The 14788-nt window shown below is 65.5% G+C and carries 13 protein-coding genes; 4 read left to right on the top strand and 9 right to left on the bottom strand.

The annotated features are described in order from the left end of the window. Both VIR09_RS07715 and VIR09_RS07710 read right to left on the bottom strand, forming a co-directional pair. Positions 1 to 392: response regulator transcription factor (locus tag VIR09_RS07715; protein ID WP_332012343.1), on the bottom strand; the 392-nt coding region annotated here is incomplete at its 3' end. Continuing rightward, on the bottom strand, positions 389 to 2218 hold the full coding sequence (locus VIR09_RS07710; RefSeq protein WP_332012342.1) for a hybrid sensor histidine kinase/response regulator: 1830 nt from the start codon (positions 2216 to 2218) through the stop codon (positions 389 to 391). The genes VIR09_RS07710 and VIR09_RS07715, both read right to left, overlap by 4 nt. A gap of 276 nt (positions 2219 to 2494) precedes the next feature. Here VIR09_RS07710 and VIR09_RS07705 point away from each other — a divergent pair, with 276 nt between their 5' ends. Beyond that, positions 2495 to 2998, top strand: coding sequence for a ClbS/DfsB family four-helix bundle protein (locus tag VIR09_RS07705; RefSeq protein WP_332012341.1), 504 nt, complete (start codon positions 2495 to 2497; stop codon positions 2996 to 2998). 112 nt (positions 2999 to 3110) lie between these two features. On the opposite strand, the gene VIR09_RS07700 is transcribed toward VIR09_RS07705, so the two are convergent. From VIR09_RS07700 to VIR09_RS07690, 3 genes are read right to left on the bottom strand one after another with little or no spacing between them, the layout of a single operon-like run. Beyond that, positions 3111 to 4583 carry an efflux transporter outer membrane subunit gene (locus VIR09_RS07700; protein WP_332012340.1) on the bottom strand — a complete coding sequence of 491 codons (1473 nt, stop codon included), beginning with the start codon at positions 4581 to 4583 and terminating at the stop codon, positions 3111 to 3113. 20 nt (positions 4584 to 4603) lie between these two features. Beyond that, a complete protein-coding gene (locus VIR09_RS07695; RefSeq protein WP_332012339.1) occupies positions 4604 to 7780 on the bottom strand; it encodes an efflux RND transporter permease subunit in 3177 nt (1058 codons plus the stop codon). Next, positions 7777 to 9021, bottom strand: coding sequence for an efflux RND transporter periplasmic adaptor subunit (locus tag VIR09_RS07690; protein WP_414639400.1), 1245 nt, complete (start codon positions 9019 to 9021; stop codon positions 7777 to 7779). The genes VIR09_RS07695 and VIR09_RS07690 overlap by 4 nt, the downstream gene beginning before the upstream one ends. A gap of 307 nt (positions 9022 to 9328) precedes the next feature. Between VIR09_RS07690 and VIR09_RS07685 the strand changes: the two genes are divergently transcribed. From VIR09_RS07685 to fdx, 3 genes are all read left to right on the top strand, one after another. Further along, complete coding sequence (locus tag VIR09_RS07685) at positions 9329 to 10333, top strand: 2Fe-2S iron-sulfur cluster-binding protein (protein ID WP_332012337.1); 1005 nt, start codon at positions 9329 to 9331, stop codon at positions 10331 to 10333. 106 nt (positions 10334 to 10439) lie between these two features. Continuing rightward, positions 10440 to 10919 carry a Cu(I)-responsive transcriptional regulator gene (gene cueR, locus VIR09_RS07680; RefSeq protein ID WP_332012336.1) on the top strand — a complete coding sequence of 160 codons (480 nt, stop codon included), beginning with the start codon at positions 10440 to 10442 and terminating at the stop codon, positions 10917 to 10919. A gap of 16 nt (positions 10920 to 10935) precedes the next feature. Further along, positions 10936 to 11274, top strand: coding sequence for an ISC system 2Fe-2S type ferredoxin (gene fdx / locus VIR09_RS07675; RefSeq protein WP_332012335.1), 339 nt, complete (start codon positions 10936 to 10938; stop codon positions 11272 to 11274). Positions 11275 to 11318: 44 nt separating this feature from the next. Here the strand turns inward: fdx and VIR09_RS07670 are convergent, their stop codons facing one another. From VIR09_RS07670 to VIR09_RS07655, 4 genes are all read right to left on the bottom strand, one after another. Next, positions 11319 to 12167 (bottom strand): aldolase, encoded by an 849-nt coding sequence (locus VIR09_RS07670; RefSeq protein WP_332012334.1) that lies wholly within the window; start codon positions 12165 to 12167, stop codon positions 11319 to 11321. Between the two features lie 13 nt (positions 12168 to 12180). Continuing rightward, entirely contained in the window at positions 12181 to 13161 is a 981-nt protein-coding gene (locus VIR09_RS07665; RefSeq protein WP_332012333.1) for an aldo/keto reductase, read from the bottom strand. Next, positions 13158 to 14189, bottom strand: coding sequence for an ABC transporter permease (locus VIR09_RS07660; protein ID WP_332012332.1), 1032 nt, complete (start codon positions 14187 to 14189; stop codon positions 13158 to 13160). The genes VIR09_RS07665 and VIR09_RS07660 overlap by 4 nt, the downstream gene beginning before the upstream one ends. Then, positions 14186 to 14788: ATP-binding cassette domain-containing protein (locus VIR09_RS07655; RefSeq protein WP_332012331.1), on the bottom strand; the 603-nt coding region annotated here is incomplete at its 5' end. The genes VIR09_RS07655 and VIR09_RS07660, both read right to left, overlap by 4 nt.

The following is a 14788-nucleotide window of genomic DNA, read 5'->3' as shown; positions in this document are numbered from 1 at the left end:
GACGCGCCGCGATGCAGCGGCGCGGGCGCCACGCTGACCGCTTCCAGCGCAGCGGCCAGTTCCTGGCAGCTGGCGGACTTGTTCAGAAAGCCTTGCGCGCCGGCCTCCATCGCCCGGCGCGTATCCTCCGGATCCTGCGAGGCCGACAGCACCAGGATACGCAGCTGCGCGCGGCGCTGGCGCAAGCGCTTGAGCAGATCCGCCCCGGCCATATCGGGCAGGTAGAAATCCATGATGACGTGCTGGATCGCCGCATGCCGCTCCAGCGCCGCCAGCGCTTCCTGGCCGCTGGCCGCGGGATGGATCGTCATGCCGGGCACGGCCTGGCCCAGCGCCATGACCAGCGCTTCGCGGAACATGGCGTGGTCGTCGACCAATAACACTGCCGTCATTCGGCATCTCCGGTTAGGGGCGCTGCATTCCTGGCGTGCAGCAGGCTCGTCACATGCTCGCGCAGGGCCTGGACTTGCACGGGCTTATGCAGCAGCGGCACGCCGCGCGCTGCCGCCTCGGTCAGCCGTGCCGGATCGGTATCACCGCTGACCAGCAAGGCGGGCAGATCGGGATCGTTGTATTCCTCGCGCAGCCTCTCGATCACATGGATGCCGGTCTCGTGCTCGCGCAGCCGGTAGTCGGTGACGATCAGGGCAGGCGTTTCGGCCAGCGGCAGCACGCGTTCGAACAGCGCATTGCCGCTGGTGGCGGCGATGACGCGGCAACCCCAGCTTTCGAACAACATGGACAGACCCGCGAGGTTCTGGGCATCGTCGTCCACCAGCAGCGCCAGCTTGCCGCGCAGGCTGTCCTCGTATACAGGCGTCTGGGGCAGCGTCACGCCAGCATCCAGGACAGACAGGCCGGCTGCGGCCGGATCCGAGAGCGGCACCGTCACGGTAAACACCGTGCTGCGGCCCTCTTCCGAGCGCAGCGCCAATCCGTGGTCCAGCAGCCTGGCGGTGCGGCGCACGATGGCCAGACCCAGGCCCAGCCCCTTGCAGCGGTCGCGCTCGGGGTTGGCTAACTGATGGAACTCCCAGAAGACCCGTTCCTGCTCGGACTTCGGGATCCCCGGACCGTTGTCCCAGACCTCGATGCGCAAGCGGCCCCCGGCCCGGCGGCAACCGATCAGCACGCGGCCGTTCTCGGTGTGCACGATGGCGTTGCTGATCAGGTTGCGCAGCATGCGCTCCAGCAGCACGGGGTCCGAGCGCACGCTGGCCGCGCACGGACGCACGCGCAGCAGTATCCCTTTCTCGCCGGCCTGCGGCGCATACTCGGCCTTCAACTGGTCCAGCAGCGGCTGCATCCTGAACGTCTCGAAACGAGGCTCGATGACACCAGCGTCCAGTCGCGACAGATTCAGCAGGGCGTCGAACAGATGGCCCATCGCGGACAGCGCACTGGTGATGTTGTCGACCAGATAGCGTCCCTGCCGGGACAAGGGCTCGTTGGCCAGCAGGCCCAGGAACAGGTTCACCGCATGCACGGGCTGGCGCAGGTCGTGGCTGGCCGCCGCCAGAAAGCGCGACTTCTCCTGGTCGCTGCGTTCAGCGGCGGTCTTTTCCTGGCGCACCTGTTCCAGCAGCGCCAGGTTTTCATAGCCCAGCCGCAACGCATCCAGATGGGTGCGGTTCATGCGATGGATGAAGGCCAGGGTCGCCACCAGATATGCCAGGCCGCCCGTCACCAGCGCCAGATGGATGGCCGATGGCTGCGCCGCCAGCGCGATGAACATCGGCGCGAATGCCGGCACCTCGAACGCGTACATCACCGGCAGCAGCATGTAGTTCGAATAGATGGCGCCCGTGCCCAGCCCGAACAGGATGACAATGAAGAACAGCTGGTATTCCAGCGGAACGAAGAACGTCCAGTAGGCGAAGGGCAGCCCCCACAGAATGCCGGAGCAAAGATTCCCGATCAACATGCGGCGCACCCAGCGCTGCGCCGCCGACGGATCGGCGGGGTGGCGGTCATAGGCGATCACGGAGGCCCACCGCAGCGCGCCTACTGCCAGCGTAGCGCCCAGCCACAGCAGGATCTCCTGCTGCGGCAGTACGCCGAACAAGGCGAATGCAGAAAAACAACCTGTGATCAGCGACCCTGTCAGCGCGAACGGAAAGCTGCGGCGCAATGCCTCGACCTGCACCTGACGGATGCGGGCCGCGTACGACGAACCTGGCGATGTGGAGGCGGGAGTCGGGCCGATGGCGGGCTGCAATAGGGTGGGATGCGACGTGTGAGGAACCTGCCGCTGGAGCAGGCGCGGGTCGAAACGTGTGCGGATTTTAGTCCTATTGGCGGGCTTCGGCGGGTATCCCATGAATTTCAAACGGCCTTGACATTCCCACGGTGGAAAACCTCAGGATTTTCGCCATGCCTCGAGCGGAAGCGCGGCATGCCCGCGCTTTTGTGGCCGGCACTGCGCCCGCGGCGGGCTGACTCATCGGACGCAATCCGACGGCCCGATATTCGACGACTTGGAGGATAGATCCCGATGAAACTGCCCGCGTCCAGACAAGAGCTCCTGCGCAACATCCGCGACCGGCACAGACAGTTCCGCATAGAGGCGGCCACCATACGCGCAAGCCTTTACCGCAAGACGGCGGAGGTGGGGCCTGCTCATCGCATGCCCATCGATGCCGCAACCGTATTGATCGACATGATTCTTTGGAACACGATGATCCTGCAGTTCGCCGCCGCCGGGCCGCGGGGCGTCAGCGCTCCGTACTACTGTCGGGAGGCCATGCTGGAGAGAGTCGGCCGCCTGGCTCACCCATTCCGGCGCGATTTCGCCAGCCGCAGTCTTCACGACCTGCATGAACTGACCAGGCTGGGACAGGAGCGCGTGGTCAGCAGCGTGGCGCTTCTTTCGGAAGCGGCCCTCTTCGCGCCCTCGGAAGGGGGCACCGAAACCCTGGGTGGCCGGCTCCAGGTCTACACGTGCATGGCATACGCCAACGCGCTGTCGAAGTTGCGCGCCTGGAAGCAGGTCGTATAGCAGGTATCAACACCGGACCATCGCTGACGAGCCCCGCCGCCGCGTCAAGGCGGCGGGTGAAACCCCGGGGGACTAGCGATGCCCCCCAGGGGTTCACGCAGCCGGCGGATGCTTATGCGCCCGCCGGCGACCGCACCGTATGCTCCGACCACCCGCCTCCCAACGCCTTGTAAAGCCCGATCAAATTGTTCAAGCGCGTCAGGCGTGTCCGCACCAGGATTTGCTGTGCGCCGTATAGCGAGCGATAGGCCTCGAGCAAGGTGAGATAGTCGTCCACGCCCTCCTGAAAGCGCAGTTCCGCCAGCTCGTACGCGCTGCGGCTAGCCGCCACGGCCAACTGCTCCGAGCGGATCTGGTCGTCGAGCGTGCGCTTGCCCGCCAGTCCATCGGCGACCTCACGGAACGCCACCTGAATGGCCTTCTCGTAGCTGGCGACCTCAAGGCGCTTCTGTACATGCGCCACTTCCAGATTGGCCAGCAAGGCGCCTCCCCGGAAGATGGGCAGCGTGAGCTGCGGCAGGAAGGTCCAGGCCCTCGACCCGGAATCGAACAAGCCATCCAGGGATGCGCTGGCGGACCCCGCCGAACCCGTCAGGCTGATCGCGGGCAGAAAGGCGGCGCGCGCAGCGCCAATGTTGGCGTTTGCACCACGCAGCGACTGCTCTGCCGCACGGATGTCAGGCCGGCGGACGAGCAAGTCGGATGGCAGCCCGGTCGGCAAGTCCGTCGGAACGATACCGTCGGGCAGCGTTGTCGCCTCGTCCAGCTGACGAGACAGCGCGGGCGTCAGCGGCTGCCCCAGCAACAGCACCAGAGCATTGCGGTCCTGCGACACCTGCCGCGTGTAAGCGGAGCGGTAGGCTTCCGCATTGCGCAACGCAATCTCCGCCAAGCGCAGATCGAGTTGCGTCGAATGGCCGGCCGCGGCCAGCTCGGCCGTCAGATCGTATGAACGCTTTTGCGTAGCCAGGGTATCTTCCGTCAGGCGCAACAGCTCCTGGTCTGCGCGCAGCGTGAGATACGCATTAGCCACTTCGGAAACCAGGCTCAGCTGCGTGGCGACCCGGGTTTCCTCCAGCGCCAGATAGGCGGCCAAGGCCTGGTCGCTGAGGCTGCGGATGCGGCCCCAGACATCCAGTTCCCAGGCGGCCGTCACGCCGGCCACGTCGTAGCGTCTGGCGACGTGGCCGGCCTGTGCGGCGCCAAGGTCGCCTGGAATGCGCTCGGATGCGCCGCTGGCTGAAACACTCAGGTTCGGCAGCATGGCGGCGCGCTGGATCCGGTACAGCGCCTGCGCGGCTTCGACGTTGAGCGCGGCCCGGCGCATATCCCGGTTGTTGTGCAGCGAAATTTCTATCAATTGCTGCAATAGCGGGTCACGGAAAAAGTCGCGCCATCCTATATCGGCGGCAGCCATCGCATCAGGCGGTTGCTGCGCGTCCAGGGCATCCGGCGTATAGCTCGCGTCGATGGGAGCTTCCGGGCGTTCGTACTTCGGCGCCAAGGAACACCCGGTCAACGCGACCGCAAGGACGAGCGGCGCCAGCATGCTGCCGTGCCGGGAGCGAGTAAAACGGTAGGTCATGTCGAAATTCCTCCTGGCCATCATGCGTGCTGGCCGCCCGAACGGGCCAAGGCTTGGCGGGCTTCCCGGCGCAACGCCAGCTTGCGCACGACGACGTAGAACACAGGCGTGAGCAGCAGGCCGAACAGTGTCACGCCCACCATGCCGGCAAACACGGCGATACCCATGGCATGGCGCATCTCCGCGCCAGCGCCCGTGGCGAGCACCAACGGCACCACACCGGCAATGAACGCGAACGAAGTCATCAGAATGGGCCGCAGGCGCAGACGGGCCGCCTCCAGGACCGCCGCCAGCGGATCGGCGCCTTCGTCTTCCTTGGTGCGGGCAAATTCCACAATCAAGATGGCGTTCTTGGCGGCCAGCCCCACCAGCACCACGAAGCCGATCTGCGTGAAGATGTTGTTGTCCCCGCCGGATAGCCAGACGCCTCCTATCGCCGAGAGCAACGCCATGGGTGCGATGAGCAGCACTGCGAAGGGCAGCGACCAGCTGTTGTACTGGGCTGCGAGGATAAGGAAGGCCAGCAGCACCGCCAGGGGAAAGATATACAGCGCTGAATTGCCAGCCTGCTTTTCCTGGTAGACGAGGTCCGTCCATTCATAGGCCATCCCTTCCGGCAAGGTCTCGCGGACGATCCGCTCTATGGCATCGGTCGCCTGCCCCGAGGAATAGCCCGGCGCGGGGCCGCCGCTGATATCCGCCGACGGAAAGCCGTTGTGGCGGATGACTCTGTCCGGGCCGGACCCGCGTGTCAGGGTCACAAACGCGCTCAGCGGAATCATCTCGCCGCTGTTGTTCCGCACTTTGAGCATGCCGATGTCATCGGCCTGCATGCGGAACGGCGCGTCGGCCTGCGCCATGACCCGGTAGGTGCGGCCGAAGCGGTTGAAGTCATTGACGTAGAGTGATCCCAGATTGATTTGCAGGGTCTCGAACACGTCCGTCAGCGACACTCCCAGGGACTTGGCCTTCACGCGATCGACGTCCACTTGCAGTTGCGGCGCGTTGGTCTGGAAACTGGCCAGCATGTTTGCCAGTTCGGGAGCCTGCATGGCCTGGGCCATGATCTGGCCCTGCGCCTGCATCAGCGCCTCGAACCCCAATCCGGCGCGGTCCTCGATCTGCAGCTTGAAGCCACCCATGGCCCCCAGGCCTGGCACGGGAGGCGGCGGGAATATGCCCAGGAACCCATCCGGAATCTGGCTGAACTTGCCCATCAATTTTCCCGCGATGGCGTTGGCGGAAAGCGAAGGGTCCTGGCGCTCATCGAAGGGTTTGAGCATGGCGAACATCAGCGCCGAGTTCGGCACGTTTACCGGACCGTTGACCGAAAGTCCGGGAAAGGCAACCACGCTCTCCACGCCGGGTTCGGCCAGTGCGATCTCGGACATCTGCTTCACGGCCGCCTCCGTCCGGTCGAGCGACGCGCCGCTGGGCAGCTGGGCGATGCCCACCAGGAAGTACTTGTCCTGGGCCGGCACGAATCCATTCGGCACCTGGTTGAAGCCCAGCCAGGTCAGGCCGACAAATCCCGCGTACAGCAGCAACACGATGGCGCTGCCGCGCACCGCCCGGCGCACGGTGCCGACATACGCATGAGAGGCGCTGTCGAAGAAGAAGTTGAAGCGCCGGAAGAATCCGCCCAACGCCCTGCCCATGACGCGCGACAACCAGTCGGCCTTGGCAGCGTCTTGGTGCGGCTTGAGCAGGATGGCCGCGAGCGCAGGCGACAGGGTGAGGGAATTAATGGCGGAGAGTATGGTCGAGATGGCGATGGTCAGCGCGAACTGGCGATAGAACTCGCCCTGCAAGCCGGAAAGGAACGCCGAAGGAATGAAGACCGCCGCCAGCACCGAGGTGATCGCGATAATGGGTCCCGTGACCTCATCCATGGCCTTGATCGCGGCCTGACGCGGGGATTCTCCCAGGGCCATGTGCCGCTCCACGTTCTCGACCACCACGATGGCGTCGTCCACCACGATGCCGATCGATAGCACCAGGCCGAACAGCGACAAGGTGTTGAGCGAAAAGCCGAACATGTGCATCAGCGCGAAGGTGCCCACCAGCGACACGGGCACGGCCACGAGGGGAATGATGGAGGCGCGCCAAGTCTGCAGGAACAGCACCACCACGATGACGACCAGTAGGATGGCCTCCAGCAGCGTGACCGCTACGGATTGCAGCGAGGCGCGCACGAAGACGGTGGGGTCATAGGCAATCCGGTACTCCACATCTTGCGGGAAGCTTTGCTGCAGTTCCTGCATCTTGGCGCGGACCGCATTGGAGACGTCGATGGCGTTGGCGCCGGGACTCTGGATGATCTGCAGGGCCGGCGCCGACTCGCCATTCAGCAGGCTGCGCAGGGTGTAGGAATCGGCGCCCAAGGACACCCGGGCAACGTCGCGCAGCCGGGTGACCTGGCCATCGGCGCCGGTCTTCACCACGATGTCGCCGAACTGTTCCGTACTGGTCAGGCGGCCCAAGGTATTGACGGTCACCTGGAAGGCGGCCGAGGTATCCGGCTGCTGGCCCACGGATCCCGCGGCGACCTGCACGTTTTGCTCCCGCAGGGCCGCGACCACGTCGCTGGCGGTCAAGCCGCGCGCGGCAACGCTGGTGGGGTCCAGCCAGACGCGCATGGAGTATTCGCCGGCGCCCCAGACCAGGACGTCGCCGATGCCCGGCAGGCGCGCGAGTTCGTCGCGCACCTGCCGAATGGCGAAGTTCGACAAGTAGAGGGAGTCGTAACGCTTTTCGGGCGAAACGAGGTGCACCACCATCAGCACATCGGGTGAGGTCTTCTGCGTCACGACCCCGATGCGCTGCACCTCCTGCGGCAAGCGCGGCAAGGCGCGCGAGACCCGGTTCTGCACCTGGATCTGCGCCATGTCCGGGTCCGTCCCCTGCTTGAACGCGATGGTGAGCACCATCTGTCCGTCGACCGCCATCTGGGAACTCATGTAAAGCATGCCCTCGACGCCGTTGATCACCTGTTCCAAAGGGGCTGCGACGGTATCGGCGATCACCTGCGGATTGGCGCCGGGATAGCTCGCGGTCACCTGCACCGTGGGCGGCGTGACGGCGGGGTATTCGCTCAGCGGCAGCTGCCAGAAGGCGATGCCGCCCGCCAGCAGCATCAACAGGGACAGGACGATGGCGAAGATCGGCCTGGCAATGAAGAAATGGGGAAACTTCATTGGCGGGTCTCCATGGAGCCGGAGGCGGTGGCGCCGGCCGCATTGCCCGCCTTCCGAGCTGCGACGGCTACCTGTTGCATGGGCACCAGTCGAGGCGCGACGGTCATGCCGGGACGCACCAGACCCTTGATGATGATCTTCTCTCCGGCCTGCAAGCCGCTATTGATGATGCGCAGTCCATCCGTCATCTGACCCAGCTCCACCGCGCGGTACTGGGCCTGATTGTCCTGGCCCACGACCAGGACGTAGTTCTTCCCTTGGTCCGTGCCCACCGCCAGGTCATCGACCAGAATGGCCGGGCGCTCAACGCCCGTCGCCAGCCTGGCGCGCGCGAACAGGCCCGGAGCCAGCAGGCCGTCGGGATTCGGCACGACGGCGCGGACGCGGATCGTGCCTGTGCGCCGGTCGATCTGGTTGCCCACGAAGTCGAGCATGCCTTGATGAGGAAAGTCCCGCTCCGTCGTCAGCGCCACGGCTACCGGCAGGGAAGGCTTTCCGCCGCTGGAGTCGGGCCGGACCTGTCTCACGGCATTGAGGTAGGTCGCTTCGTCTATATCGAAGTACACGTGCACGGGGTCGATCGACACTATCGTGGTCAGCAGATTGGCCACGCCCGCCGCACCGCCGTTGACCAGATTGCCCTCGGTCACCAGAACCCGGTCGACACGCCCCGAAATCGGCGCGGTGATGCGTGCGTAGGACAGGTCGAGCCGCGCCGCGGCGACGGCCGCCTTGGCCACCAGGATCTCCGCCTGGCGAGCGTTGCGCGCGGAAACCGCGTCGTCATAAGTCTTGCGCGAAACTGCGCCGGTGGCCACCAATCGCTGGGCACGATCGAAGTCGCCCTGGGCCTGGCTGGCCAGCGCCTCGGCCTGGCGCAGCTGTGCCGTGGCGGTATCGAGCGCAACCTGAAATGGCCGCGGATCGATCTGAAACAGCTGTTGCCCTTTGCGCACCAGGCCGCCCTCCGGAACGCTGACGGCATCGACCGCCCCGCTTACGCGCGACCGCAATTCAACGGTCTCCGGAGCCGAGAGATATCCGGTGAAGTCGGTCGATGGCGAGATGACGCGCTGGATCACTTCGGCCACCGGCACCTGTGGCGCCATCGGCGCGGCCACGGCGCCCGATGAGGACGCCGCCTTGCTTTCGTCTCCGGAGGATTCGCCGGCCGCTAACGCAATGGTTCCGGCCGCGGCGATGGCTCCCGCCACCGCAACAATTCTGAATTTTCGACGCATCGACATGCCCCTTCTGTGCAGCAGGGCTTCGGCCCTTCCGAAGCTTCTCTGCAGCAATTCGGCAAGGCTAGGCATTACAACAACGGGAAGGTCAAGCCTGCGTTTGCAGGCGCTTCAACCTATTGACCTTGCAATCGTTGGAAGGAATAGATTTGGGCCGCCGCCTGAAAAGCGGAGGGCATCCTGATGCCGTCCCATATCAACCTGAAGTGTTCGGAACAACCATGCAGAACCGCTCTCACGATGAACATCAATCCCACGCGATGGGGCCTGCGATGACGGCTGCGCTCATCGAGGGAGCCACGACATGAGCGGGAAAACAGTGGATATCCGGCAGGCGCGAACCCGGCTGCCGCTTCTGGACGGACAGACCATACTCGAGGCGGCTCTGCAGCATGGCGTTGCTTATCCGCACGGCTGTCGCTCCGGCCGCTGCGGAAGCTGCAAATCCCGCCTGATCGAAGGCCAGGCGGAAATGCTGCCGCACTCGCGCTACGCGTTGACGGAAGAAGAAAAAGCCCGCGGCTTCATTCTGGCGTGCCGCGCGGTACCAAAAACCGATGTGGCGGTGGCCTGGCTCGGGGCCGACGACGAGGCGGCCGCTGCGCCCATCCAGCATCTGGAAGGGACCGTCGTTGCCATGGACGAACTGACGCACGACATCAGGCGCGTCAGGATTCGTCCAGACGGAACGGACGCCTTGGCGTTCGCCGCCGGGCAGTATGCCGACATCGCATTCGGGCAGTCGCCGGCACGCAGCTACTCAATGGCCAACAGGCCGGGCGATTCCGAACTGGAATTCCACATCCGCCGGGTTCAAGGCGGAATCACGTCGGGCTATGTCCACACCGCGCTGCAACCAGGCGAACGCGTCGCGCTCCGCGCTCCTCTCGGGTCCTCGCATCTGCGCGAACAGCATTCCGGACCGATGCTTTGCATCGCGGGCGGATCGGGATTGGCTCCCATCCACTCAATCGTCGACACCGCGCTCGCGCATGGCATGAGGCAGCCGATACACGTCTACTTCGGGGCGCGCATGGAACGGGATCTTTACTTCGTCGAGCATTTCCAGGAACTGGCGCGCCGCCACGCCAACCTGAGCTTTGTGCCGGTGTTGTCCGAAACGCAGGCGGCGCAATACCGGACGGGCGTCGTCACGCAAGCAGTCGGAGAAGATCTGGCGGATCTCAACCATTGGAAAGCCTATGTCGCCGGCCCGCCGGCAATGGTGGAGGCGGCCTTGGCGCTCGCATTCGAGCGCGGCCTGAACGTCCAGGACGTGCACGCCGACGTCTTTTTTACGCCACAGTAGCCCGACCTCCCGCCAGGCCCCGCAGCAGCGGACACGCTTGACCTTCCCACGCTGGCAAGCCTCAGGCTTCCCTCATGCCCCCCTCCCCATGAGCAAGGAGACTTCCATGAACATCGGCGAAGCGTCCAAGACATCCAAGGTCTCGGCAAAGATGATCCGCTACTACGAGCAGATCGGCCTGATACCGGCGGCGCAGCGGACCACGTCCGGCTACCGCGCCTACAACCGGATCGACATCCACCGGCTCCACTTCATCCGCCGCGCCCGCAATCTGGGCTTTTCAGTGGCCGAAACCAAGGATCTGCTGGGCCTGTGGCACGACCAATCGCGCCAAAGCGCGGACGTCAAGCGCGTAGCCCAGGAACACCTTGCCGAACTGGACCGGCGCATCGAAAGCATGCGGCAAATGGCCGAGACGCTCAAGACGCTGATCCGCTGCTGCGCGGGCGACGAGCGGTCCAACTGCCCCATCCTGCATACCCTTGAGCAGCCCGACGACAGAGAGCCGGAGCCCGCCGCACGCAGCGGCGCGGTGCAGCGGCGCGTTCGCAGCGGCAGATCGGCGAAACCCGCGCCAACTTGCTGAGAACCTGGAATCAGATATGCCCAAAATCACCGTTCTTCCGCATGCCGAACTGGCGCCTGAAGGCGCCGTGCTGGAGGTGCGGGTCGGCACCACGATCTGCGAGGCCTTGCTGGCCAACGGCATTGAAATAGAACATGCCTGCGACATGAGCAGCGCCTGCACGACCTGCCACTGCATCGTGCGCAAGGGTTTTGAATCCTTGAACGAAGCCAATGAGAGCGAGGACGATCTGCTCGACCGGGCCTGGGGACTGGAAGCCCAGTCCCGCCTGAGCTGTCAGGCCATCGTGGCCGAAGTAGACCTTACCGTCGCCATTCCCAAGTACACGATCAACCATGCCAAGGAAGACCATTAGGATCTGGCCTGGGTGCCATGGAGGCGGGCGTCTGGCCTCACTCCCTATCGGCCGCCTGCCTCGTACAGCTCCCAAGCCTGACTGGCGCTGGCGTTGTCATGGATCATGGCCATCAGTGCCCGCACTACCGACGACGGATCGGCGTGCTGGTAAACATTTCGGCCGTATACCAGCCCCACGGCGCCCTCGTCGAGCAACTCGCGCGACCGCTCAAAGACCTGACGCAAGTCCTCCCGGCCGCCGCCGCGTACCAACACGGGGCAACGCGCCGCCTGCACCACGCGATGGAAATCGCGCGTGGCAGTCGTCGGGTCGGCCTTGACGATGTCGGCGCCCATTTCGCGCGCCAGCCTCACCAGGGTGACGATCTTCTCGGAGTCGCCATCGACCATATAACCGCCGCGCGCGGAGTGCGGCGCCATGACCAGGGGTTCGATCATCAGCGGCATGCCGTAGCGATCGCAGTCCGCGCGCACGCGGGCGATGTTGGCGACGCACTGGCGGAACAAATCGGGTTCGTCCGGCAGCATGAACAGGTTGACCACCACGCAGGCCGCGTCCATCTGGACAGCGGGCAGCACCGGATCCTGCTCGTTCTGCAGCACGGCCCACATGACGCGATGGGTGGTGGCGTTGTAGGGATTGCCCATGTCCAGGCGCATGACCAGCGCGGGCTTGTCCCGGCCGGGGCGCTGTTGGAGCAGGTCGGCCTGGCCGTAGTTCAGCTGGATGGCGTCGGGGCGCGCCGCCGCCAGTTGTTCCATCACGGCCGGCATGTCCTCCAGCCCGGACAGGAAGCTGGGTTCATTGCAGACGCCGTGGTCGACCGCGATGTCCAGGCAACGGCCGTTGGTCAGCAGCCGGTTCAGGCGCGCTTCTTTTCTGTGCAGCATGGGGACTCCTTGTTCAATCCAATGTTTGCAGGTGGCGCTCGACCGCCTGGTCGATGACGGCCAGGTCTTCAGGCGAGAGCTCCAGCGCGGCGGCGCCGGCGTTCTGCGTGGCCTGCTGCGGCGTGCGTGCGCCGCATAACGCCACGGTCACGCCGCCCGGCCGCGTGGTCCAGGCGATCATCAGCTGCGAAGCCGAGCAGCCCAGCCTCTGGCGCAGGGGCTCCAGTTCCGCGAAGAAACCTTGCAGCCGGCCGCGGTTGGCGACGCTGAAGCGGGGGTTGCCGGCACGCTGGTCGTCGCCGGTAAAGCGGCGGCCAGGATCGATGGAGCCGGCCAGCAGGCCGAGCGCCAGCGAGGAATACCCGAGGATGCCGACGTTGTGGTTGCGGCACAGCGGCATCAGCGTGGATTCGATCTCGCGGTCGATCAGGCTGTAGCGTTCCTGGATGGCGTCGACCGGACCGTGGCGCAGGTACTCGGCGAGAGTGCCGGAATCCACGTTGCTGACGCCGATGGCGCGGATCTTTCCTTGCCGCTTCAGATCCAGCAGGGCGTCCATGGTCTCGGCGACGGGCGTGCCGGCGTCTTGCCAGTGGGTGATGTAGAGGTCGATGTAATCCGTCTGCAGGCGCGCGAGGCTTTGTTCCACTTCATGGAAGATGGAGGCGCGGCCCAGGTGGCGATGCACGGCCTGGCCGTCCTCATCGAAGAAATGCTCGCCTTGGCGCGTGTGCCAGACCAGTCCGCATTTGGTGGCGATGACCGCCTGCTGGCGGCGCCCCTTGAGCGCCTGGCCGACCAGGCTTTCGGCGTGCCCCAGGCCATAGGCGGGTGCGGTGTCGATGAGCCGCACGCCCGCGTCGAGGGATGCCTGGATGGCGGCAATGGCGGCCGCGTCGTCCGCGCCCCCCCACATCCAGCCGCCCATGGCCCAGGTGCCCAGGCCGACGGATTCGCAGGCGATGCCGGACGCGCCCAGTGTTGTAGTCTTCATCGGGAAACCTTTCTGACGTTCATGAGATGGTCAACGGTGACGGCGGCCAGCAGGATCAGCCCCTTGACGACGTCTTGCCAGTAGGGCGACACGTCCAGCAGGATGAGCGAGCTGGTGACGACCGACAACAGGGCCAGGCCCAGCACCGCGCCCAGCACGGTGCCAGAACCGCCCTTGAGGCTGGCGCCGCCGATCACCACCGCCGCGATGACGTTGAGCTCCATGCCCACGCCGAAGTTGGGCGTGGCAGCGCCGAAGCGGGCCGTGTAGACCACGCCGGCAACCCCGGCCAGGGTCGAGCACAGCACGGTGACCCAGAACTTCACGCGGCCGGTGCGGATGCCGGCATAGAGCGCGGCCTTTTCATTGCTGCCGGTGTAGAACACCTTGCGCAACAGGGCGGCGCGCCGCAACGCGAAGTCGCTGACGATGACGATGGCGGCGAAGATCAGGATGACGGCGGGAATGCCGCCGATGGATCCCTGGCCGATGAACTTGAATTGCGGCGGCAGCGAGAACAACGATTGCGGCGTGCCTTGGGTGAGCGCCAGGCACAGGCCGCGCACGATCACCATGAAGGCCAGCGACGCGATGAAATGGCTGAGACCAATGCGGGTGACGCAGCCGCCGATGAGCGCGCCCACCATCGCGCACACGGCGATCGCAGCCAGGCTGGCGGTCCATGGGTCCAGCCCCATCAGGAAGAGCTTGCCGGTAATGACCATGGCCAGGCAGACCACCGATCCCACCGACAAGTCGATGCCACCGACAATGACCAGGATGGTCATGCCGACCACCACGATGCCTTCGATGGAAAACGACAGCAGCATGGCGCGCACGTTTTCCCAGGTCAGGAAATGCGGCGACGCGAAGCTCATCACGACGCACAGCGCGGCGATGATCAGCAGCAGCCCCGCTTCGCGGAAGCTGCCCAGCCGCCGCCCCAGGCGGGGGCCAGGCGGCAGGCCGGCAGCGGAAGGCGTCAGGACCGCTTGCGCCGCGGAGTGGGATTTCAGGTCGCTCATCATGTCGCCTCCTGGGCGGACAGGCCCGAAGCCAGCCGCAGCAGTTTTTCTTCCGTCATCTCGCCTGCCGCCAGTTCTCCGGCGAGCCTGCCATTGCGTATGACCAGGGCCCGATCGCACAGGCCGATGATCTCGGGCAGCTCGGACGAGATCACCACCACGCCCACGCCCTGGTTGGCCAGGTCGCGCAGGAGGTGATGGATCTCGGACTTGGCGCCGACGTCCACGCCGCGCGTGGGTTCGTCCATCAGCAGCACCGAGGGGCGGGTGGCCAGCAGTTTGGCGATGGCCACCTTTTGCTGGTTGCCGCCCGACAGGCAGCTGGCGTCGATGGCCACGCCGTCGGATTTGAGCTTGAGCCTTGCGCCCAGCTCGACGGCCAGACTGCGTTCCGTCGCGCGCTTGAGCAGGCCGAAGCGCGAACTGATGCGGCTCAGCGCCATGGAGGACACATTCTGTTCGATCGGCATGTCCAGAAACAGGCCGGCGGCCTTGCGGTCTTCGCTCAGGTAGGCAATGCCGTGGCGCAGGGCGTCGGCATAGCGGCGCAGCCGCAGGGGCCGGCCCCGCAGCCGCACGGCGCCGCGTCGCGCGCGCCGCAG

The sequence above is a fragment of the Achromobacter sp. genome, from assembly GCF_036567245.1.
GTDB lineage: Bacteria > Pseudomonadota > Gammaproteobacteria > Burkholderiales > Burkholderiaceae_B > Achromobacter.
Note: the sequence above shows the minus strand (reverse complement) of the source record. Positions and strands in the feature narration are given on the sequence as shown.